Annotated in this window: 23 protein-coding genes and 2 pseudogenes; 15 read left to right on the top strand and 10 right to left on the bottom strand. The window is 68.3% G+C overall.

Annotation, left to right across the window (positions count from 1 at the left end; translation table 11 throughout):
• Positions 1-354: 354 nt before the first annotated feature.
• Complete coding sequence (locus HSX14_RS17735; RefSeq protein ID WP_173177258.1) at positions 355-1401, top strand: sensor domain-containing diguanylate cyclase; 1047 nt, start codon at positions 355-357, stop codon at positions 1399-1401.
• Between the two features lie 13 nt (positions 1402-1414).
• Here HSX14_RS17735 and HSX14_RS17740 read toward each other — a convergent pair whose 3' ends face one another.
• Positions 1415-1627: a hypothetical protein gene (locus HSX14_RS17740; protein ID WP_111262531.1), complete on the bottom strand. Its 213-nt coding sequence runs from the start codon at positions 1625-1627 to the stop codon at positions 1415-1417.
• 178 nt (positions 1628-1805) lie between these two features.
• Between HSX14_RS17740 and HSX14_RS17745 the strand changes: the two genes are divergently transcribed.
• Positions 1806-4394 carry a PAS domain-containing protein gene (locus tag HSX14_RS17745; RefSeq protein WP_173177267.1) on the top strand — a complete coding sequence of 863 codons (2589 nt, stop codon included), beginning with the start codon at positions 1806-1808 and terminating at the stop codon, positions 4392-4394.
• Between the two features lie 23 nt (positions 4395-4417).
• On the opposite strand, the gene HSX14_RS17750 is transcribed toward HSX14_RS17745, so the two are convergent.
• The 3 genes and pseudogenes from HSX14_RS17750 to HSX14_RS17760 form a co-directional block, all read right to left on the bottom strand.
• Positions 4418-4750, bottom strand: coding sequence for a hypothetical protein (locus HSX14_RS17750; protein ID WP_173177269.1), 333 nt, complete (start codon positions 4748-4750; stop codon positions 4418-4420).
• Positions 4751-4808: 58 nt separating this feature from the next.
• Positions 4809-4955 (bottom strand): annotated as a pseudogene (locus HSX14_RS17755) (con-10 family general stress protein); the annotation flags it as partial.
• 155 nt (positions 4956-5110) lie between these two features.
• Entirely contained in the window at positions 5111-5329 is a 219-nt protein-coding gene (locus tag HSX14_RS17760) for a DUF2188 domain-containing protein (protein WP_173177272.1), read from the bottom strand.
• A gap of 460 nt (positions 5330-5789) precedes the next feature.
• On the opposite strand from HSX14_RS17760, the gene HSX14_RS17765 reads away from it, so the two are divergent.
• Positions 5790-6029, top strand: coding sequence for a hypothetical protein (locus tag HSX14_RS17765; protein WP_175384273.1), 240 nt, complete (start codon positions 5790-5792; stop codon positions 6027-6029).
• Positions 6030-6149: 120 nt separating this feature from the next.
• Here the strand turns inward: HSX14_RS17765 and HSX14_RS17770 are convergent, their stop codons facing one another.
• Positions 6150-6374 (bottom strand): PLD nuclease N-terminal domain-containing protein, encoded by a 225-nt coding sequence (locus tag HSX14_RS17770; RefSeq protein ID WP_173177274.1) that lies wholly within the window; start codon positions 6372-6374, stop codon positions 6150-6152.
• Between the two features lie 294 nt (positions 6375-6668).
• On the opposite strand from HSX14_RS17770, the pseudogene HSX14_RS17775 reads away from it, so the two are divergent.
• Positions 6669-6824 (top strand): annotated as a pseudogene (locus HSX14_RS17775) (con-10 family general stress protein); the annotation flags it as partial.
• Positions 6825-6871: 47 nt separating this feature from the next.
• On the opposite strand, the gene HSX14_RS17780 reads toward HSX14_RS17775, so the two are convergent.
• Positions 6872-8002 (bottom strand): carboxylate-amine ligase, encoded by a 1131-nt coding sequence (locus tag HSX14_RS17780; RefSeq protein ID WP_173177276.1) that lies wholly within the window; start codon positions 8000-8002, stop codon positions 6872-6874.
• 195 nt (positions 8003-8197) lie between these two features.
• On the opposite strand from HSX14_RS17780, the gene HSX14_RS17785 reads away from it, so the two are divergent.
• The 5 genes from HSX14_RS17785 (at position 8198) to HSX14_RS17805 (ending at position 12277) form a co-directional block, all read left to right on the top strand.
• Positions 8198-9610 carry an iron-containing redox enzyme family protein gene (locus HSX14_RS17785; RefSeq protein WP_173177278.1) on the top strand — a complete coding sequence of 471 codons (1413 nt, stop codon included), beginning with the start codon at positions 8198-8200 and terminating at the stop codon, positions 9608-9610.
• A 10-nt stretch (positions 9611-9620) separates the two neighbouring features.
• Positions 9621-10586, top strand: a complete 966-nt coding sequence (locus tag HSX14_RS17790) for a methyltransferase (RefSeq protein WP_228723457.1) — start codon at positions 9621-9623, stop codon at positions 10584-10586.
• A 22-nt stretch (positions 10587-10608) separates the two neighbouring features.
• Positions 10609-10755 carry a hypothetical protein gene (locus HSX14_RS17795; protein WP_173177279.1) on the top strand — a complete coding sequence of 49 codons (147 nt, stop codon included), beginning with the start codon at positions 10609-10611 and terminating at the stop codon, positions 10753-10755.
• 289 nt (positions 10756-11044) lie between these two features.
• Positions 11045-11254: a carbon storage regulator gene (locus tag HSX14_RS17800; protein ID WP_173177281.1), complete on the top strand. Its 210-nt coding sequence runs from the start codon at positions 11045-11047 to the stop codon at positions 11252-11254.
• Positions 11255-11305: 51 nt separating this feature from the next.
• Positions 11306-12277, top strand: coding sequence for an SDR family oxidoreductase (locus HSX14_RS17805; protein WP_228723458.1), 972 nt, complete (start codon positions 11306-11308; stop codon positions 12275-12277).
• A 15-nt stretch (positions 12278-12292) separates the two neighbouring features.
• Here HSX14_RS17805 and HSX14_RS17810 read toward each other — a convergent pair whose 3' ends face one another.
• Complete coding sequence (locus HSX14_RS17810) at positions 12293-13069, bottom strand: exodeoxyribonuclease III (protein ID WP_173177292.1); 777 nt, start codon at positions 13067-13069, stop codon at positions 12293-12295.
• 282 nt (positions 13070-13351) lie between these two features.
• On the opposite strand from HSX14_RS17810, the gene HSX14_RS17815 reads away from it, so the two are divergent.
• The 3 genes from HSX14_RS17815 to HSX14_RS17825 all read left to right on the top strand — a co-directional run bounded on the left by HSX14_RS17815 (position 13352) and on the right by HSX14_RS17825 (position 14302).
• Positions 13352-13648: a con-10 family general stress protein gene (locus HSX14_RS17815; RefSeq protein ID WP_173177294.1), complete on the top strand. Its 297-nt coding sequence runs from the start codon at positions 13352-13354 to the stop codon at positions 13646-13648.
• 76 nt (positions 13649-13724) lie between these two features.
• On the top strand, positions 13725-14036 hold the full coding sequence (locus HSX14_RS17820) for a hypothetical protein (RefSeq protein ID WP_173177296.1): 312 nt from the start codon (positions 13725-13727) through the stop codon (positions 14034-14036).
• Between the two features lie 44 nt (positions 14037-14080).
• Complete coding sequence (locus HSX14_RS17825) at positions 14081-14302, top strand: hypothetical protein (RefSeq protein WP_173177298.1); 222 nt, start codon at positions 14081-14083, stop codon at positions 14300-14302.
• A gap of 1049 nt (positions 14303-15351) precedes the next feature.
• On the opposite strand, the gene HSX14_RS17830 is transcribed toward HSX14_RS17825, so the two are convergent.
• The 3 genes from HSX14_RS17830 to HSX14_RS17840 form a co-directional block, all read right to left on the bottom strand.
• Complete coding sequence (locus HSX14_RS17830) at positions 15352-16236, bottom strand: MBL fold metallo-hydrolase (RefSeq protein ID WP_173177300.1); 885 nt, start codon at positions 16234-16236, stop codon at positions 15352-15354.
• 138 nt (positions 16237-16374) lie between these two features.
• Positions 16375-16647 carry a DUF2061 domain-containing protein gene (locus HSX14_RS17835; protein WP_373874738.1) on the bottom strand — a complete coding sequence of 91 codons (273 nt, stop codon included), beginning with the start codon at positions 16645-16647 and terminating at the stop codon, positions 16375-16377.
• An 8-nt stretch (positions 16648-16655) separates the two neighbouring features.
• A complete protein-coding gene (locus HSX14_RS17840; protein WP_173177304.1) occupies positions 16656-17165 on the bottom strand; it encodes a ferritin-like domain-containing protein in 510 nt (169 codons plus the stop codon).
• 247 nt (positions 17166-17412) lie between these two features.
• On the opposite strand from HSX14_RS17840, the gene HSX14_RS17845 reads away from it, so the two are divergent.
• From HSX14_RS17845 to HSX14_RS17855, 3 genes are all read left to right on the top strand, one after another.
• Positions 17413-18291 carry a manganese catalase family protein gene (locus HSX14_RS17845; protein ID WP_173177306.1) on the top strand — a complete coding sequence of 293 codons (879 nt, stop codon included), beginning with the start codon at positions 17413-17415 and terminating at the stop codon, positions 18289-18291.
• Between the two features lie 319 nt (positions 18292-18610).
• Entirely contained in the window at positions 18611-18871 is a 261-nt protein-coding gene (locus tag HSX14_RS17850) for a DUF1652 domain-containing protein (RefSeq protein ID WP_173177308.1), read from the top strand.
• Positions 18868-19113 (top strand): hypothetical protein, encoded by a 246-nt coding sequence (locus HSX14_RS17855; RefSeq protein ID WP_173177310.1) that lies wholly within the window; start codon positions 18868-18870, stop codon positions 19111-19113. Before HSX14_RS17850 ends, HSX14_RS17855 begins: the two co-directional genes overlap by 4 nt.
• The last annotated feature ends 65 nt before the right edge of the window (positions 19114-19178 follow it).

Raw genomic sequence — 19178 nt, forward strand, 5'->3', positions numbered from 1 at the left:
AGATCTCGGCAGGCAACGGAAGGAATGCGTCAGGGACGGCGCTTTCAGCGGCACCGCCTGGTTGATCGCATATAGCCTAAATAACCATTAATCCGATAAATAAATAACCGATTCGCATATGGATATAAGAGGCGCACGGGTGGCCGAGGCATCGGCAGGAACCGGAGTGATCCGTAGGTTGGGTTGAGGTACGAAGCCCCCCGCGAGGCCGGGTTCTGTCGTTGGTCGCAGCCAAGCGAAGCCGCGGAAAAAGTCGACTAATCTGCATAATCGAAGACCGCGACATCACGGAGCTACTCACCGGGAAGGAGGTTGAGCAACAATTCTCGCCGTCATGCGCCAGTGAAGTTCAGCATGGAAAACCTACTGTCTCTTCTTTCTGAAACCGTTCCAGAAGCCAAGACGGTCGAGCAATTGACCCGTCCGTTGCTGACGCTGCTCAGCCGCGTCACCGGCATGGAATCGACCTACCTCACCACCATCGACCTCGACGCCGGCACCCAGCGTGTGGAGTTCGCCCGCAATACCGGGGAGATGGAGATACCCGAGGGGCTTTCAGTGCCCTGGGACGACACCCTCTGCAAGCGAGCGCTGACCGAGAACCGCCTCTTCTCGAACGACGTGTCCGAGTGCTGGGGGGATTCGGACGCGGCCAGGGCGCTGGGCATCCGCACCTATGCCAGCGCGCCGCTGCGAGCGCGCGACGGCCGTCTCCTGGGGACCATCTGCGCCGCCAGCTCCAACCAGATCGAGCATGCCCCGGAAGTACAGCCGACGCTGATGCTGCTGTCCGGGCTGCTGAGCATTTCCCTGGAGCGGGAAATGCTCGTCGAGCAGTTGCAGAACAGCAACGCGGAGCTCGCCAGGCTGGCCCTGACCGACGCGCTGACCGGGCTGTGGAACCGCCGGGCCATCCTCGCCGAGATCCCGCGCCTGCTGGCGCTGGCCCAGCGCGAGGAGCGCTACCTGCTGGTGGGCGTGGTCGACCTCGACGGCTTCAAGTCGATCAACGACACCCACGGCCACCAGGCGGGGGACCTGTTCCTCGCCCAGGTGGCCAGGAACCTCCAGGGCAGCCTGCGCACCAGCGACATGCTGGGCCGCACCGGGGGCGACGAGTTCGTCGTCGTCGCCCTGGGCCCGCGTTCCGAGCAACTGGACCTGGCGAGCGAGATGCTCCGCGCCGCCGAGCACCTGCAGCAGCGCCTGGCCAAGGCGACCCTCGGCCACTACGACATGGGCGGGGAGCAGGAGCGGCTCGACTACGCCGGTGCCAGCGCGGGCGTGGTGGCGTTGTTGCCGAACGGCATCGATGCCGAAGAGGCCATCCGCCGCGCGGACCGCGAGATGTACCGCATCAAGCAGCAACGCAAGCGCGACACCACCCCCACCCGCCACTGAAAGAAGGCTGCGCTCAGATCTTCGGGCCGATATGCCGGCGCAGCACCGCCAGTTCGATGAACTCCGGTGCCTGCACGGCATTGGCGCTCAACCCGGTGGCGGCCTCGCGCTTGGCCGCGCGGAGCAGCTGCTCGCGGTCCAGCCCCGCGTCCAGGGCGGCGGCCAGCACGGCCTCGAGGGCCACCCAGAGGGCATCGTTCACGGCGGTGTGGCGAATGTCTTCCATCGGTCTCGTCCTTTGGCTGGAGAGAAAAAAGAGTAGACCAGTCGAGGTATCCCGCCCCTCGCCTTGCCGCCGGCCGAAGCGGCTGCTTTCTTCATACCGGCGCGCGGTACCGTGCCACGCGAACGGAACGCCCTGGCCGCTTTGCCGCTCATAGTTGTTGACCGCACACGCGCAGAACATGACCCGAACCATGGAATCGCCCCACGACACCGACCGCAACGACACCCCACCCGCTGCCCTCGGCTTCCTGCACAACGGAGGCGACATCGGCGCCCGGCTGCAGGCCGGCGACTTCGACCCGGCCTTCCTCGGCCCGCCGCAGGAATGGTCGGCCGCCCTGAAGACGCTGATGGCCATGGTGCTGCCTGCCCAGGCGCAGATCGTGCTGTTCTGGGGGCCCGAGTTCGTGGCGCTGTACAACGACGCCTATGCACCGAGCATCGGCGCCAAGCACCCACGTGCACTGGGGCGACCGGCGCGGGAAAACTGGAGCGAGCTGTGGGACGACCTCGGCCCCCTGCTGCGCGGCGTGCTGGAGACCGGCGAGACCTTCGCGGCCAAGGACCGCCCCTTCTACATCGAGCGCCACGGCCTGGGCGAGACGGTGTATTTCGACGTGTCCTATTCGGCGGTGCGCGAGGCCGACGGCTCGGTGGGCGGCGTGCTGTGCATCGTCAGCGAGACCACCGAGCGCGTGCGCTTCGAGCGGCGCCAGGCCTTTCTTCTCGAACTCGGCCAGACGCTGCCTTCCATCAGCGACCCGGAGCAGATCGCCGCCACCACGGCGCGCCGGCTCGGCGAAGAACTGGGCGCGACCCGGGTGCTGTTCGGCGAGGACAACAGCGACGGCCAGACCTTCAGCGTGCGCCAGGAATACCTGAACGGCGCGCGCTCCGCGGCCGGCCACCACCGCTACCGCAATTTCGGCGCCTCGCTGCTGGCCGCCCTGCAGGCGGGCGACAGCGTCGCGCGTGAGGACATCCGCCAGGAAACCGGCCTCGCGTCCGGCGAAACGGCGCTGGCCCTGGAGCTGGGCCTGGCCGCCACGCTGCATGTGCCGGTGATGCGCCACGGCCAGTTGGAAGCCGTGCTGGCGATCCACCACGACCGCCCCCACGCCTTCTCGGAACCCGAGCAACGGCTGGTCGAGGAAGCCGCCAAGCTGGCCTGGGTGCTGATCAACCACCTGCGCGCCGAACGCGCCCTGCATGCCAGTTCGGCACAGCTGTCGGCGATGTTCGACCAGGCCAGCGCGGGCATCGCCGTGTACGACCGCAACTGGAACTTCACCCGCGTCAACGACCGCTACTGCCAGATCGTCGGCCGGCCACGCGAGGCCCTGCTCGGCTTGCGCCAGCAGGACATCACCCACCCCAACGGCCCCTCGTCGATCCTCCACCAGCGCGCCCTGGAGGCCGGCTCGCCGGTCGAGCTGACCGAGCGCTACCGGCGCCCCGACGGCCGGCCCGCCTGGGTGCACAGCCAGATCACCCCGCTGGTGGACGAGCACGGCCGCGTCAACGGCATGCTCTGCGTGTGCATGGACATCAGTTCGCGCGTGCATGCCGAAACCCAGTTGCGGGAACTGAACGAGGGCCTGGAGGCGCGTGTCGCCGCCATGGTCGCGCAGCGTGAAGCGGCGCTGGCGCAGCTGCACGAAGCCCGCAAGATGGAAACCATCGGCCAGCTCACCGGCGGCATCGCCCACGACTTCAACAACCTGCTGACGCCGATCATGGCCTCGCTGGAGCTGATCCGCCGGCGCCTAGACGACGACCGCAGCCGCAGCCTCATCGACGGCGCGCTGCAGGCGGCGGACCGCGCGCGCATCCTGGTCGGGCGGCTGCTGACCTTCGCCCGCCGGCAGACCCTCAAGCCCCAGGCGGTGGCCCTGCGCACGCTGGTCGAAGACATGCGCGACCTGCTGGAGCGCTCGCTGGGGCCGATGATCGACGTGGCGCTGGACATCCCCGAGCGGCTGCCGGCGGTGACGGTCGACCCGCACCAGCTCGAACTCGCCATCCTCAACCTCGCCGTCAACGCCCGCGACGCCATGAACGGCCGTGGCCGGCTGGTGATCAGCGCCACCCGGGACGACCTCGCCGAGGGCCAGGTGAGCGGCGTGCCCGCCGGGCAGTACGTGAGCCTGAGCGTGGAGGACAACGGCAGCGGCATGAGCGCGGACGTGCTCGGGCGCTGCCTGGAACCCTTCTTCTCCACCAAGGGCGTGGGCAAGGGCACGGGCCTCGGCCTGTCCATGGTCCAGGGCCTGGCGGCGCAGTCGGGTGGCGGCATCGGCATCGACTCGACGCCGGGCAACGGCACGCGGGTGACCATCTGGTTGCCGCTCAGCCACACCCGGGCGGAGGACGAGGAAGCCGCTCCCGTGGACGAACCCCAGGCGCCCCGGCCGACCCATGTGCTGCTGGTGGACGATGAGGAAATGGTCCGCCATACCACCGCCCTGCAGTTGCGCGACCTGGGCTACCGGGTCACCGAGGCCGACTCGGCCAGCACCGCGCTGCGCCTGCTCGACGACGGCCTGGAGCCGGACATCCTGGTCACCGACCACCTGATGCCGGGCCGTACCGGCGCACAGCTGGTGGAAGACCTGCGCCAGCGTGCCCCTGCGCTGCCGGTGCTGGTCATCACCGGCTACTCGAACCTCACCCCTGCGCAGATGGAGGGCATCGAGGTACTGGCCAAGCCCTTCCGCCGCGCGGAACTGGCCGAGCGCGTGGCGCAACTGGTCGGAAAGGAAAGGTGACGCCTCGACGAGGCGCGGGGTGATCAACCCTGGCGGGCGGGGGCGCTGCCCGGCGGGACGCGCGGGTCGGACGTGGACGCGATGGCGGTGCCCTGCCGATGGATACGCCCGATGGGGACGCCGGCCTTGAGCAGCACCATGTCTTCGAAAATCTGCTTGCCCAGCTTCGCCAGGCGCCGACGGCTGCCGTACTCGGCGAGGGGTAACCCGGGGACCGAGAAGGCTTCGCCGGTCGCACCGTTGAGGATGTGCAGGGCGAAGCGGTCGTCACCCTCGAACGCCACGCTGACCTCGCAGCCCGGCAAGCGGCCCTGCAGGGTCATCTGGATATCCAGTGCGCTCGGTTGTCCGTGCATGGAACCTGCTCCATCCCGATGAAGCGAGGACCCGCCGCAGCGGGCCCCCTCTGCTGCATCAGCTACGGCCACCATGGCTGTGCTGACCACCCTTGCGACCGGCCTCGGAAGCCTTCTCGCGGTCGTTGGCAAAATTGCCACCGCTGTTCTGGCCACCCTTGCGGCCCGCTTCGGATGCTTTCTCGCGGTCGTTGGCGAAGTTGCCGGGGTTCTTGTTGGAAGTCATGGAATGTCTCCTTCTGTGAACGGCCGGAATTGGCCTTCATGAGTTCTGATGGAGCCTGTCGCGAACAGTTCGCACTGATTTCCGCTTCGCTAAGCCATTGATGGATAAACGGTAATTCTGATGGGAAGGCGATATCAGGCCGGGTCCCCGACCTTGTCCTGCGGATAGGCCAGCTCCTGCTCGACGGTTCCATCCGGGCGATGGACCCATACGCGGGCCGCATGGCCATCCAGCAGCTTGCCGGCCAGGGCCAGGATCTGCTCCCGGGTTTCGGTGGTGACGATGGTGCTGCCACTTCGTTCTTCCCGCAGGACCCACCCGTTGATGACGGGCAGGATGTGATAGCGGTTCATGGTCTTCTCCTCAGCATTGCGCTGTGGGTGAAGCGCGCCAGCCAAAGCACGGACGCGCGATTCGGTAACAGGAAGGATCGGGAAGGACGCGAGCGAAGACTGCGGTACGCACCGGCGAAGGACTGATCGGCCCTGCCACCCCAGGCGGTTCCAACCGGCACCGGCGCCTTGACGAAGGTGAGCGCACTGCTCGGCGGGAAGAGGCAGGCCGGGATGGGGCTTGCATCAGATGGGAACCGGATGGGCCCAACTCGTTCAGGTCGATGACACCCGGGCCGGCAACGCAGCGACCGACGGTGGGCACCGGAGGGATCACGCTCGGGGCGCAGTGGCTTGCGCAGGGCGGCGTAGAGCGAAGCGAAACCCACGCGGTGGGCGTGACGGGGCGCGATCAATGCCCGAAAGGCACCGTGACCGAGGCTGCGCATCACGTTCCCAACAGCCAACGCAGACAGAGCCCATGCGTTTGACAGCGAATGGCGGCAGCTCCTTGATATGCCCAGGAGTAACCCTGCACGACCGCCACCGCGACCCGGATGCCACCCCGCTACGCGCCCGCATGACCTGGACCAGCCAGCAGGTGAACGTGCTCAAGTGGCAGGGCGACCTGTGGATCGCCCGGCGTGACCTGCCGGTGTTCCTCGCCGCCCACGATCACCCCGCGTTGAGCGACGAGCCGAGCTGGATGCGGATGCGCTGATTGCCAGCACGGACGCCACCAAAAAAAATCCACCGCGGGCCAAGTGGAGTGCCCGGGGTGGATAAGGAGGTGAAGGTGACACACCCGGCTCGGCTCATCGCCGAGCGGGTGGAATTCCGGCTACTTGCTGTGCTCCGGCGACGAGGGGCCGCTGACCACGCCGCGAGGCCCGGCGATGCCCCAGTAGACCAGGCCGAGTATGGGGAAGATCGAGATGCCCAGCGCCCACAGGGCCTTGGTGCCCACGGTCTTGTCGCTGCGGAAGACGCTGATGATGGCCCACAGGTCCAGCAGGATCAGGATCGCCGCCATGGCGATCCAGAAGTAGGAAAAGGGTTCTGACATGAGAGGGTCCTCCGTCGTGGATCGATGAGCTGTCGGAGGCAACGCCGTGCCATCCACATACCCGGTTGGAAGGCCCATCCGCCTGCAGGTTCAGGAAATCGACCCGTCCCGGACGCTCGCGACATCCTCCGCACATCACCGCGCCATCGCCCAGCCATCAGAAAAACCGCTTGTCGATCAGTGGGTTAGCGAAGCGCGAAGCGAGTCGAACAATTTCCGCCGGCCCCGCTCAGAACTCAGGTAAGGCCAACCCCGGCCTGCCACCTAAGGAGTAGAACCATGAGCAACAAGAACCCTGGCAACTTCAGCAACGACCGTGAAAAAGCCTCCGAAGCCGGCCGCAAAGGCGGGCAGAACAGCGGCGGCAATTTCGCCAACGACCGCGAGCGCGCTTCCGAGGCGGGCCGCAAGGGCGGCCAGAAGAGCCACGGCGGTGGTCGTAGCTCGTAATCCGTAGTACGGGCCCAGGCTCCGCTCAGGCGGAGCCCGGGCCGCATTCAGCCCGCCCTCGTCTGTTGCAGCAACTCATCCACCAGGTCCACCAGCGCCTCGCGCTCGCCCCGTCCCTCGGCGCATCGTCGCGCCTGGAAGCCGAGCTGGAACTCCGCCCCACTGCCCGCCTCTGCCAGCCAGCGTGCCCGCTCCAGCGCCGCGCCATCACCGGCCGCCTGCGCCTCGGGGCCGATGAGCCCGAGCACCTGTTCCAGCCATTCACGCAGGCCGGTCGAGGTACGGGTGAGTGGATCGAGGAAGCGGCCGTGACGGCCATGACGCATGGCCTGCCAATGGTTCTCGCGGGTGATCAGCCGGGTGAGCGGGTCGCGCACCCAGGCCGGTTCTTCGCCGCTGGAGGCGAAGGCCACCATGGCGCGGAACAGGCCGGCGATGCACAGCACGTCTTCGAGCCTCGGGCAGGCATCGGCGATGCGCAGCTCCAGGGTCGGGTAGCGGGCCGAGGGCCGCAGCGTCCACCAGACGTCGGCCTCGTCACGAACCAGCCCGGCCTCCAGCAGCAGCCGCCGGTAGGCGCCGTAGGCGGCCTCGTCCTCGAAATGCTCGGGAATGCCCATGCGCGGCCATTCCCCGCAGGCCGCCTGGCGGTAGCTGAGCAGCCCGGAAGGACGCCCCTCCCAGAACGGCGAGGAGGCACCGAGCACCAGCAGCAACGGCAGCCAGGGCGTCACGCGGTTCATCACGCGGATGCGGTCCAGCCCCTCGGCGATGCCCACGTGCACGTGCAGCCCCGACAGCAGGCTGCGCCTGGCCACCAGCTGGTAGTCCTCGAACAGTTCCTGGTAGCGGGGCGAGGCGCTGCCCTGCTGCTGGCGCCAGCCACCCAGCGGATGGGTGCCGACCGCGAGGATGCCCAGCCCATGGGGGCGGCCCAGCTCGTCGAGGGTGGCGCGTGCCCGGGCCAGGCAACCGCGCGCCTCCTCCAGGCCGTGCAGCACCGGCGTGGCGATCTCGATCTGGGTGGTGAACATTTCCGTGGCCAGTTGCGCGCCGAGCGCCTGCCGGCAGGCCTCGACGTAGTGCTGCAACGGGCCCCGGGCCAACTCGCGCGTCTCCAGGTCGACGACGAAATACTCCTCTTCTATCCCGAAACCACTGGGCGGACCGTTAGTCATCGAGCCTTCTCCGTCAGGTATGCACCCCATGAGGACGCCCGCAGCGCCCGCCCGGTTCCAGTCGTTTCGCCAGGCGAATTAAGTCGGAATCTTTTCCGCCGCACGCCCCTCACAACCAAGAGGTGCGCAAGCGCCCGCACGAGAGCAGCGATGCGCCCGCTTCGCGAAGTCATGCCCGTCCTGGAGATACTGCCGATGTCCGTCCTCAGCCCCGTCGATACCACGCAGGCCGATGTGCCCCTGCCGATGGCCCCGCTCGGCCCTGCCCAGCACCTTTACCAGGAGTTGCTGCAGCGGCCGGCGCAGAACCTGGACGAAGCCCGTGCCTTTTTACAGGAGCAACTGCGCCAGGCGGCCGCCCTGCCCTGCGACCTGCCGGCCTCGCCCGAGGACCTTTCGGCCTGGTCACGCCGCAACGCGGCCGAGGTCACCCACCAGTACGCCACCTACCTGGAGGAGCGCCGCCATGGCGCGGGCCGCCGCTACTTCGGCGACCGCTCCCACGCGCTGTATTTCCTTCGCGGCGTCGCCCCCACCAAGCTGGTGGACGGTGCCTGGCTCCACGGCACCCTGCGCCACTGGCGCGACACCCGCTTCACGCCGCTGGTGCGTACCTTCCTCGAAGAGCTGGGCGATGGCGTCGCCGCGCAGAACCACGTGCTGCTGTACCGCCGCCTGCTGGCCAGTCAGGGCTGCGACGACCTCGCCGGGCTGGACGACGAGCACTACCTGCAGGGCACCACCCAGCTGGCGCTCGGGGCGCTGGCGGAAGAGTTCCTGCCGGAGGTGATCGGCTACAACCTGGGCTACGAACAGCTGCCGCTGCACCTGCTGATCAGCGCCTTCGAACTCGACGAGCTGGACATCGATCCCTACTACTTCCAGCTCCACGTCACCATCGACAACAGCGCCACGGGCCATGCACACAAGGCCGTGCAGGCGGTGCTGGACAACCGTCCGCAGGTGGCCGACGCGGAGGACTTCTATCGCCGCGTCACCCTCGGTTATCGCCTCAACGACCTGGGCAAGGGCTCCCGCGCGGTGATCGCCGACTTCGACCTGGAGCGCGAGCTGCTGGAGATGTTCGAACGCAAGCGCGGGGTCGCCGGGCAGGTGCACTCCGACTACTGCCGCATCGAAGGGCGCACGGTGAACCAGTGGCTGGCCGCCGACGAGGGCATCGCCGGCTTTCTCGCCGCCCTGCAACGTCGCGGCTGGATACGCCGCCACCAGGACCCGGCCGAAAGCCGCTTCTGGCAACTGGTGCAGGGCGAGCGCGCCGCGATGTTCGGCGTGTTCTCCGCCTACGAGCAGCAATTGCTGCACGACTGGATCGCCGGCACCTGGGAGCGCCCCGGCACCGCGCCGCTGTCGCGCAACGGCGTGTTCCGCAGCCGCCACCGGCAGCCGCACATGCCCAGCCAGGAGCACCAGCGACCCTCGCTGCAACCCCTGGAGAACTCGGAACAGCGCCACTTGCTGGACGAGCTGCAGCAACTCGACGACGCCCGCCACGAGGCGCGGCTGATCGAGCTGCTGGGCCCGGCCAGCCACTGGACCCCGGCCGGGCTGCTGGCCACCCGCCTGTTCTCCGCCATGACCCGCTGAGGAGCACGCCGTGCCTGCCCCCCTGGATCACCTCGACATCGCGGCCGACCACCCGCTGCTGCGCCTGGGCCGCCTGCTGGCCGCTCGCGGCTACCGCTTCACCACCCTCACCCCGCTCTCCCACCAGCGGGTCAACGCGCGGCCGGGCAACGCCGAGGCACGCACCCTGGAGGACGTCTTCGGCTGGAGCCGCCCCTTCCGCCAGGAGGTGGTCGGCGAGGAGGTGTTCGCCCTGCTGCGCGAAGCCTGCGCAGTCGAGGCACAAGGCGAGCTGTGGTCGAGCCGCATCCGCTGGTCCAGCCTCGACGGCCAGCTCTTCGTGCACTCGCGCTACCCCACCGTGGACGCCGATGCGGTGTTCTTCGGCCCCGACACCTACCGCTTCGCCCAGGCGCTGCACCAGCACCTGGCCCGCGACGCACGCCCACTGCGGCGCATCGCCGACATCGGCTGTGGCGCCGGCCCGGGCGCCGTGCTCGCGGCCCTTGCCAGGCCGCGGGCCCAGGTGCTGGCCCTGGACATCAACGACCGCGCGCTGGCCTTCACCGCCGTCAACGCGCGGCTCGCCGGCGCGGCCAACCTGATCCCGCGCCACAGCGACCTGCTGCACCAGGTGGAGGGGCCGCTCGACCTGATCATCGCCAACCCGCCCTACATGCTCGACCCGGCCGGCCGCGCCTACCGCCACGGCGGTGGCGAACACGGCGCCGGCCTGTCCCTGGCGATCATCGAGGCCGCCTTGCAACGCCTCGCCCCCGGCGGCTCCCTGCTGCTCTACACCGGCGTGGCGATGTTCGACGGTGCCGACCCCTTCCGCGATGCCTTCCAGCCGCTGCTCGATGGCCACGCCTGGACCTGGCGCTACCGGGAAATGGACCCGGACGTGTTCGGCGAGGAACTGGACAACCCGGCCTACGCCCGCGCCGACCGCATCGCCGCCGTGGTGCTGGAGGCGACGCGCCCCGCCCACGACTGACCCCTGACGAGAGGACTCCACCATGCACGACGATGACGACGACCTGATCAACGACCCCGGCAACGAAGACCCGGGTTCCGCCGTGGAGCGGCTGCCCGAAGACGAGCCCGAGGTGCAGCCGGACGACCCGGACATCCAGGGCGACGACGGCTCGGGCGACCCCGAGTGAAGACGAAGGCCACCTGAAGCCGGCGCCCCCCAGGACGCCCCCTGCCCGACCATGGAGCCCAGACGATGCCGATGCCCTTGCCGACCCAACCCGCCCACGGATACGGGGAACCGACGCCGGAGCGACGGCCCTGTGCCGCCACCCACCGCCCGCTGCCCGCCTCCGGTGAGCACGCGGGCTCGCCCACCGCGCTCCCCGAACGGGCGGCGCCGGCCTTCGGCCCGGGTGCCCGGGGATGAACGAGCGCCCGCCCTTCAACGGTCCGCCGAGCCCCCGAGAGGACTGCCAGATGCGCATCATCACGTGCGAGCCGGACCAGAAATTCCACATCGGCAGCGATGTGGTGATCACCGTCACCGAGATCCGCGGCTTCTCGGTGAAGCTGGCGATCTCCGCCCCGCGCGAGGTGCCGGTGCATCGCGAGGAGATCTACCGGCGCATCCAGGCCGGCCAGCGGCCTGGCGAGCAGGCAGGCCCGCCACTGGAGCCGAAGACCTGAACGACCGCTCGGCAGTGGACTCCCAATGGGGTCGACCGAGGAGAACAGACCATGACGAACATGCAGGAACTCAAGGGCAAGGTGGTGGTATTGACCGGCGCATCCAGCGGCATAGGCCGAGTCGCTGCCTATGCGTTCGCCGCTCGCGGTGCCCGGCTGGTACTGGCGGCGCGCGACGGTGCAGCGCTGGAGGAAACGGCGGAACAATGCCGCCGCCTGGGGGGCGAGGCCCGGGCCGTGCCGACCGATGTCACGCAGGGTGAGGCGGTGCAGGCGCTGGCCGACACGACCGTCGAACATGAAGGGCGGATCGACGTCTGGATCAACAACGCGGGGGTGGGCAGCGTCGGCAGTTTCGAGGAGACACCCCTCCAGGCACACGAACAGGTGGTGCAGACCGACCTGCTGGGTTACCTGCGGGGGGCGCATGCCGTACTGCCCCAGTTCAAGCGGCAGGGCAGCGGCGTCCTGATCAACACCCTGTCGGTGGGCAGTTGGGTCGCCCAGCCCTACGCGGCGTCCTACTCGGCGGCCAAGTTCGGCCTGGTGGGGTTCACCGAGGCCCTGCGCGGGGAACTGGCGGACTGGCCGGACATCCATGTCTGCAACCTGTATCCGGCGGTAATCGACACCCCCGGCTTCCGGGACGGCGCCAACTACACCGGGCACCGTCTCTCGCCCCCCTCCCCGATCTACGACCCCGAGCAGGTCGCCGAGGCGATGCTCGAGCTGGCCTGTGCCCCGCGTCCGATCCGCACCGTGGGCGCTGCGGCCCACTGGTTGCGCCTCGCCCATTTCCTCACGCCCGGTTTCACCCGCCTGCTGGGCCGGGGCACCGCCAGGGCGATCGACCGCGCACCGCTTGCCGGCCTGTCGTCGGGCAACCTGTTCGGCCCTCCATCGGGTCGCCGTCAGGTCCATGGCGGATGGGCTTCGGGCGGCTCCCAGGCCGGGCTGGCTGCCGCGGCGGCGGTCGCAGCCCTCGGCGCCTACCTTCTCTACCGCGCCCGCCAGAAGCCCTGAGCGCGCATCGCCCAGCTACTCGGCCAGGCTGATCCACGCCGGCGCATGGTCGCTGGCGTGCTCCTCGCCGCGCACCCAGCGGTCCACGCCGCCGCCCTCCAGGCGCTCGACCAGGGCGGGGCTGAGCAGCAGGTGGTCGATGCGCAACCCCGAGTCCCGCTGCCAGTGCTGGCGGAAGTAGTCCCAGAAGGTGAAGGGGCTGGCTTCCGGGTAGAGGCGTTTCAGGGCGTCCGTCCAGCCCTGGTCGAGCAGGCGCTGGAAACAGGCGCGGCTCTCCGGCTGCAGCAGGGCGTCCTTGCGCCACGAGCGTGGGTTGTAGATGTCGGCGTCGGTGGGGACCACATTGAAATCGCCCGCGAGCACGACCGGGTGCTCGCTGTCGAGCAGGCCCCGGGCGTGGCGGATCAGGCGTTCGAACCAGGCCAGCTTGTAGTCGAACTTCGGCCCCGGCTGCGGGTTGCCGTTGGGCAGGTAGAGACAGGCGACCACCCCCCCCCGGACCGCCGCCTCCAGGTAACGGCTCTGGCTGTCGGCCGGGTCCCCGGGGAGTTCACGGCGGATCTCCAGGGGCGTCATGCCCCTGGCCAGGATGGCGACGCCGTTCCAGGAGGGCTGGCCTTTCCAGATCGCGCCGTAGCCGGCCTCGGCGAGCGCCTCGACGGGGAAGTTGCGGTCGACGGCCTTGAGCTCCTGCAGGCAGACGATGTCGGGCGCCTCCCGTTGCAACCAGGCCAGCAGCGCGGGCAGGCGGGAGCGGATGCCGTTGATGTTGAAAGTGGCGATGCGCAGCATGATCGGGCCTCCGGGATGAAGGCGGGGGTGCCGCCGTCATTCATATAGAGGCGCAAGCGCCCCGTGTCGTTCAGGTCCGATGCACGGCGCGAAGCCGAGCCCGAGGCCGAAATCGCTTCTTGTGCAACGAGCGTCCAGGGTCTTGATATCGGCGTCATGCCAAAAAATACCGTTTATCTTTCAACCGCTTAGCGAAGCGCCAATCAGGTCGAACGAATCCCGGACGCCCGCCTTCTCAATTCAGCGGGGCCATTCCGGCCCCGAACAGGAAGGAGAACGACCATGAGCAACGACAACCCCGGCAACTTCGCCAACGATCGCGAGAAAGCTTCCGAAGCCGGCCGCAAGGGTGGCCAGAACAGTGGGGGCAATTTCGCCAACGACCCGGAACGCGCAGCCGAAGCCGGGCACAAGGGTGGGCAGAACAGCGGCGGCAACTTCGCCAATGACCGCGAGAAAGCCTCCGAAGCCGGCCGCAAGGGCGGCCAGAACAGCGGCGGCAATTTTGCCAACGACCCCGAGAAGGCCTCCGAGGCCGGACGCAAGGGTGGGCAGAACAGCCACGGCGGTCGTAGCTGACCCAGGCCGCAACGGGGGCCCGCCAACCGGCGGGCCCCGCTCCGATGCGAACCCGCCCTGCCCTGGAGACACACCCATGCGCACATCCCCCGGACTCACCCTCATCGCCTCGCTGCTGCTCGCCGGCAGCGTTCACGCCCAGGCGCCCGCGGGCTCCCCCGACGCGGACGAAGGCTCGGCATCGAGCCCCTCCTCCGCACCGGGCTCGCAGCGCCCGCTGGAAACCCATCGCGACCAGGACGGCAAGGTCAGGACCGAAGACGGGCGGCCCGTGAACAACCGCGACGGCGACGCCACCCACGACGGCAGGCATGACGACTCTCCCGAGCACGACTCACCCGGCGGCCCGCAGGACCCTTCGACCGATCCGGGCACCCTCGAACACTGAGCGTCCTGTACCCCGCGACGGGGTGCCACGACAGGAGACACGCCATGAGCGACCCCCTTTTCCTCATCAGCTACCTGCTCCGGAACGAGCCGATGCACCACGAGGTGCGCTCCAGCGATACGCGCATGAGCGTGGAATTCGCCCGCGAGTACCTGCTGGCGCGGCACGAGGATTGCGACCCCGCCGATATCAGCGACGTGCAGGTCAGCAAGATCACCCGTGAGCACGAAGCGGGCACCACGCCCGGCCATTACCAGCAGCCGTGAACGCCCGCGTGTGTTGAGCGTGTGTTGAGTGGCCCCCCGCGTTCGCGGGGGTGACGGTGCTGGATGGGATTTCCGCGCACCGTCACCGTAGGTTGGCGCCGAGCGCAGCGAGGCCCAACACAGCGCTGCACGGCCCTCTCCCCGTGCCCCGTGGGAGCGGCTTCAGCCGCGAAAGACCCGCCGCAAGCACAAGGCCACGAGTGGCCTAATACCCCATCGCGAATGAATTCGCTCCCACGGGTACCCCATAGCCGCTGCGTTCACTGGGCCCCGCCGTCACCGTAGGTTGGCGCCGAGCGCAGCGAGGCCCAACACAGCGCTGCACGCCCTCTCCCCGCGCCCCGTGGGAGCGGCTTCAGCCGCGAAAGACCCGCCACCGGCACAAGGCTACGAGTGGCCGGACGCCTCATCGCGAATGAATTCGCTCCCACGGGTACCCCATAGCCGCTGCGTTCACTGGGCCCCCGCTGTCACCGTAGGTGGCGCCGAGCGCAGCGAGGCCCAACACAGCGCTGCACGCCCTCTCCCCGTGCCCCGTGGGAGCGGCTTCAGCCGCGAAAGACCCGCCGCAAGCACAAGGCCACGAGTGGCCTGATACCCCATCGCGAATGAATTCGCTCCCACGGGTACCCAATAGCCGCTGCGTTCAGTGGGCCCCCGCGTTCGCGGGGGTGACGGGTCGGGGTGGAGGTTGTGCATACACCGTTACCGTAGGTTGGCGCCGAGCGCAGCGAGGCCCAACACAGCGCTGCACGCCCTCTCCCCGTGCCCCGTGGGAGCGGCTTCAGCCGCGAAAGACCCGCCGCAAGCACAAGGCCACGGGTGGCCTGATACCCCATCGCGAATGAATTCGCTCCCACGGGTACCCAATAGCCGCTGCGTTCACTGGGCCCGCCGTCACCGTAGGTTGGCGCCGAGCAGCGAGGCCCAACACAACGCTGCACGCCCTCTCCCAGTGCCTCCCCGTGGGAGCGGCTTCAGCCGCGAAAGACCCGCCGCAAGCACAAGGCCACGAGTGGCCGGGCGCCCCATCGCGAATGAATTCGCTCCTACGGATTCCCTGTAGCCGCTGTGTTCCCGATGACGGTGCCGTCGGCCAGCACGGAGCGCCCGCTGAGGCGGGCGAATTCCTGGGCGTCATGGCTGCAGAAGATGCGCAGGTCGGGCTGTGTCAGCGCCGCCTGGCGCAGGCGCTGCTGGTTGGCGGCGCGCGCCTGGGCGTCCGCCTCCATCATCCACTGGTAGAAGCGCAGCCCGGGGGTGCAATGGCGCTGCGAGTAACCGATCTCGCCACGGTAGAAATAGGCGTCACCGGCGTGCAGCAACCAGCCACCGGGGACGGCGACCGCGACCCCGGCGTGGCCCAGCGTATGGCCGCGCAGCGGCACCAGGTAGATGTCCTCCGCTTCGCAACCGATCAGTGCCTTGACCGCCGCGAAGCCCTTCCAGCTTTCGCCCTGCGCCGCGTAGGGTTGCCAGTGGCGGACGCCCTGCCAGTGGCGGTCGATGTAGCGGCGGCGATTGATGAAGCCGCCACCGGGTGCCTCGGCATGGGCCTTTTCCTCGGCCAGCAGGTGCACCGTGGCGTCGGGGAAATCACCCAGGCCGCCGGCATGGTCGAAATCGAGGTGGGTGAGCACGATGTGGCGCACATCCTCGGCGCGGTAGCCGAGCTGCTCGATCTGCGTCAGGGCGCTGAGGCGTTCGTCGAACCGGATGTTGTTCAGCGTGCGGAAGAACGGGCTGATGGAGCTGGCGGAGCGCGACAGGTCGCGCCGGCCGAAGCCGGTGTCCACCAGCACGAGGCCCTCCCTGGCGGTCTCGATCAGCAGGCAGTGGCAGACCAGGCACGCCGTGGCGCCTTTGCTGAAGCCGTCGAACAGGGCGCCACCGACGGGGCACATGCAGCCGCAGCTGAGGTGATGGACGAGCATGGTGGGCTCCTTCGAGTGGGGTGGTTGGCCACCAGGATCAGGGCGCCCCTCAGCCCGACTCGATAGCGGTCGGGCAGATGGGCACCCGGGACCGCCCGGCGATCCTCCAGGCCTGGCAAAAGACCATCCGGCCCGTGGTCATTCCCGCCGCCTGGGGCTTTCGACGGCCCGCATCAGGCTGCCGTGGCCGTAGCCCCGGGCCGGCTGGGCGCCGCGTCGGCTCCACAGGCGCTCGTGGAAGTAGAAGGCCACGGTGTTGCAGGCCGGCTCGATGAGGGCGATGAGCCCGCCGGTCAGCAGGCTCCCGGTCAGCAGGTAAGCCACGGTGAAGGCGATGGAGAAGTGCAGCACCGCGAAGGTCAGTGTCTTCACCAGGGGCTGGTTGGCGGGTACTCCACAGCACCCGCCCAGCGCCGGCCTCACCGCTTGGCCTCGACACCCGGGGTTTCGGAGCGGTCGAGGAAGGCCTGGGTCAGTTCGGGCAGGTGCTCCTTCAGCCACTCGGCCATCGCCACTTCCTGCGGCAGGATCTTCTCGCAGGTCTTCTGCGTCTCGGTATCGCCGACCGCCTTGGCCGCCGCGATGAGCACGGTGTAGGTGGCGATCTCCAGGTTCTCGAACACGTAGCCGGCCATGGCGCCCTTGATCACCTCGTCGCTCACGGCCATGCCGCCCACCGCCTGCCCGAATGCCATCAGCTTGCCGCCGATGTCCTTGAGCGTGGAGGGTTCGGAGCCCAGGCGCTGCAGCGCCTCTTCCAGCAGGGCCTTCTGGCCCTGGGTTTCCTCGATGTGTTTCTCGATCCGGGTCCGCAGCTTGGGGTAGTTCTCCAGGCGGCCTTTCTGTGCGGTCAGCATCTGCTCCGCCTGTTGCTCCATCGCATGGGCGTCACGCAGCCAGCTCAGCAGGTTCTCGGTCTTCTCGGTCATGTCGTCTCTCCGGGTGGATCGATGGACGGGATATGCATTGGGAAGCCCGGCAAACGGCCACGGTTCAAGGTTTTTTACGAGAAAAACAAGCGAAGCGGTTATTCCATGCGAAGCGGTAAGCGCTTCGCTTGATAACCATTTGGAATTTTCAATGAACCCTCGATGCACCCGGCGGATCACCTCTGAAGGGGCGAGGAACGCCTTCCAGAACGCCGAGGGAACCGGCTCAACCGTGGAGGAATACGTGATGTTCGTGCACAACAAACGACTGCAATACACCGTGCGTGTGGGGGCGCCGAACCCGGGGCTCGCCAACCTGCTGCTCGAGCAGTTCGGCGGCCCGCAAGGCGAGCTCGCCGCGGCGATGCGCTACTTCACCCAGGGCCTCAATGAGGACGACCCAGGCCGCAAGGACCTGTTGCTGGACATCGCGACGGAGGAGCTGAGCCACCTGGAGATCATCGGCTCGATCGTCGCGATGCTGAACAAGGGCGCCAAGGGTGACCTCGCCGAGGCCATCGAGGAGGAAGCCGCGCTCTACCGCTCGCTGACAGAGGGCGGCAACGACTCCCACATCACCTCGCTGCTCTACGGTGGCGGGCCGGCGCTGACCAACTCCGCCGGCGTGCCCTGGACGGCCGCCTACGTCGACTCCATCGGCGAGCCGACCGCTGATTTCCGCTCCAACATCGCGGCGGAGGCACGGGCGAAGATCATCTACGAGCGGTTGATCAACGTCACCGACGATCCGGGCATCAAGGAGGCGCTGGGCTTCCTCATGACCCGCGAGCTGGCGCACCAGAAGTCGTTCGAGAAGGCCCTGCATGCCATCCAGCCGAACTTCCCGCAGGGCAAGCTGCCGGGGATGCCGGAGTTCACCAGCGTCTACTTCAACCTCTCCCAGGGCGAAGGCGACATGCGTGGCTCGTGGAACCAGGGCGACCAGTGGGCGTTCGTCGACGACCCGCAACCGGCGGTCGACGGGGGCAGCGGCCTGGCCGAGGTCGACCTGCCGGAGGCCAAGCTGGAGGTGGTCGAACAGATGAAGCTGCGCACCGCGTCCGACCCGGCCGCCGACCCGCTCACCGGGGCCGACCTCGGCTCGGGCGCCTACCAGAAACCCTGAGCCCGGCAGCCTGTGCGTCCAGCGATGGGCGCGCAGGCCGCCTGCCAGGGACCACTCGTCGATAAAACACCACGCGCCATTGGCGGCGCGCCTATCCGGACTCCTGTCGATATCAGCCTTATATCAACCGACATTCGATACAGGGGCTGTACAGGGCTGCCCCTTGTCCGGTTTTCCTTGTTCGCCGAGCCGACTTCTTGTACAGGCTCGCGGCAACGCTGCTTACGTACAGGCACGACGGGGCCGTTAGCCACCATTTACCTGTGTTTCACGGGGGCTACAGTGGCCGCATGGAAGCCTGAAACAAGGAATCGCCTGAATGGCGTTGAACCACTCCGAGATCGAACGATTGTTCGCCAAGCACATGCCGATCTGCAGCTGCCAGGCGAAATCGCACGACGACGGCACCACCACCCTGCGCTTCACCCACCGCGATACGCACGACACCCTGACCCTGGATGCCATGCCCGACGGCCAGCTTCAGACAGAACGCTCCATCCAGCGGCTGTGCCTGACCCTGGAGGGCGAGTTCACCAGCCTGCTGGCGCGCCGCGACGCACCGGCGAGCCGACACGGATGACCACCTGGGACCAACCTGCGAGACGCTGGCTCGTCACCTACCGCATGGAAGGCGAAGTACGGCAGATGCTGATGCGCGCGCGCAACGTGCCCAACCTCAAGGCCGTGGCCTTCTCCATCTACCACCTCGAGTTCCCCGGCCAGCCCTGCCCCTCCACCTCGCGGGACAACGTGGAGTCCTGGCTCGGTGCCCGTGGCATCACCCTGGAAGACGTGCAGCTGTACCAGCCGCCACGCCGTTGAGCCGTTGCGGCTCGTTTTTGCTGAACCCGCCACGGGGCGCCGGGCTCTGTTGAATGACGGGCCGC

This window comes from Pseudomonas tohonis, from assembly GCF_012767755.2.
In the GTDB taxonomy this organism is placed as follows: domain Bacteria; phylum Pseudomonadota; class Gammaproteobacteria; order Pseudomonadales; family Pseudomonadaceae; genus Metapseudomonas; species Metapseudomonas tohonis.

Coding starts and splice junctions, on each gene's coding strand:
- HSX14_RS17745 (WP_173177267.1), top strand. CDS start 1,806: ATGACCCGAACCATGGAATCGCCCCACGACACCGACCGCAACGACACC.
- HSX14_RS17760 (WP_173177272.1), bottom strand. CDS start 5,329: ATGAACCGCTATCACATCCTGCCCGTCATCAACGGGTGGGTCCTGCGG.
- HSX14_RS17740 (WP_111262531.1), bottom strand. CDS start 1,627: ATGGAAGACATTCGCCACACCGCCGTGAACGATGCCCTCTGGGTGGCC.
- HSX14_RS17825 (WP_173177298.1), top strand. CDS start 14,081: ATGAGCGACCCCCTTTTCCTCATCAGCTACCTGCTCCGGAACGAGCCG.
- HSX14_RS17820 (WP_173177296.1), top strand. CDS start 13,725: ATGCGCACATCCCCCGGACTCACCCTCATCGCCTCGCTGCTGCTCGCC.
- HSX14_RS17855 (WP_173177310.1), top strand. CDS start 18,868: ATGACCACCTGGGACCAACCTGCGAGACGCTGGCTCGTCACCTACCGC.
- HSX14_RS17815 (WP_173177294.1), top strand. CDS start 13,352: ATGAGCAACGACAACCCCGGCAACTTCGCCAACGATCGCGAGAAAGCT.
- HSX14_RS17800 (WP_173177281.1), top strand. CDS start 11,045: ATGCGCATCATCACGTGCGAGCCGGACCAGAAATTCCACATCGGCAGC.
- HSX14_RS17795 (WP_173177279.1), top strand. CDS start 10,609: ATGCACGACGATGACGACGACCTGATCAACGACCCCGGCAACGAAGAC.
- HSX14_RS17840 (WP_173177304.1), bottom strand. CDS start 17,165: ATGACCGAGAAGACCGAGAACCTGCTGAGCTGGCTGCGTGACGCCCAT.
- HSX14_RS17735 (WP_173177258.1), top strand. CDS start 355: ATGGAAAACCTACTGTCTCTTCTTTCTGAAACCGTTCCAGAAGCCAAG.
- HSX14_RS17770 (WP_173177274.1), bottom strand. CDS start 6,374: ATGTCAGAACCCTTTTCCTACTTCTGGATCGCCATGGCGGCGATCCTG.
- HSX14_RS17810 (WP_173177292.1), bottom strand. CDS start 13,069: ATGCTGCGCATCGCCACTTTCAACATCAACGGCATCCGCTCCCGCCTG.
- HSX14_RS17845 (WP_173177306.1), top strand. CDS start 17,413: ATGTTCGTGCACAACAAACGACTGCAATACACCGTGCGTGTGGGGGCG.
- HSX14_RS17750 (WP_173177269.1), bottom strand. CDS start 4,750: ATGCACGGACAACCGAGCGCACTGGATATCCAGATGACCCTGCAGGGC.
- HSX14_RS17765 (WP_175384273.1), top strand. CDS start 5,790: ATGCGTTTGACAGCGAATGGCGGCAGCTCCTTGATATGCCCAGGAGTA.
- HSX14_RS17785 (WP_173177278.1), top strand. CDS start 8,198: ATGTCCGTCCTCAGCCCCGTCGATACCACGCAGGCCGATGTGCCCCTG.
- HSX14_RS17805 (WP_228723458.1), top strand. CDS start 11,306: ATGACGAACATGCAGGAACTCAAGGGCAAGGTGGTGGTATTGACCGGC.
- HSX14_RS17830 (WP_173177300.1), bottom strand. CDS start 16,236: ATGCTCGTCCATCACCTCAGCTGCGGCTGCATGTGCCCCGTCGGTGGC.
- HSX14_RS17850 (WP_173177308.1), top strand. CDS start 18,611: ATGGCGTTGAACCACTCCGAGATCGAACGATTGTTCGCCAAGCACATG.
- HSX14_RS17780 (WP_173177276.1), bottom strand. CDS start 8,002: ATGACTAACGGTCCGCCCAGTGGTTTCGGGATAGAAGAGGAGTATTTC.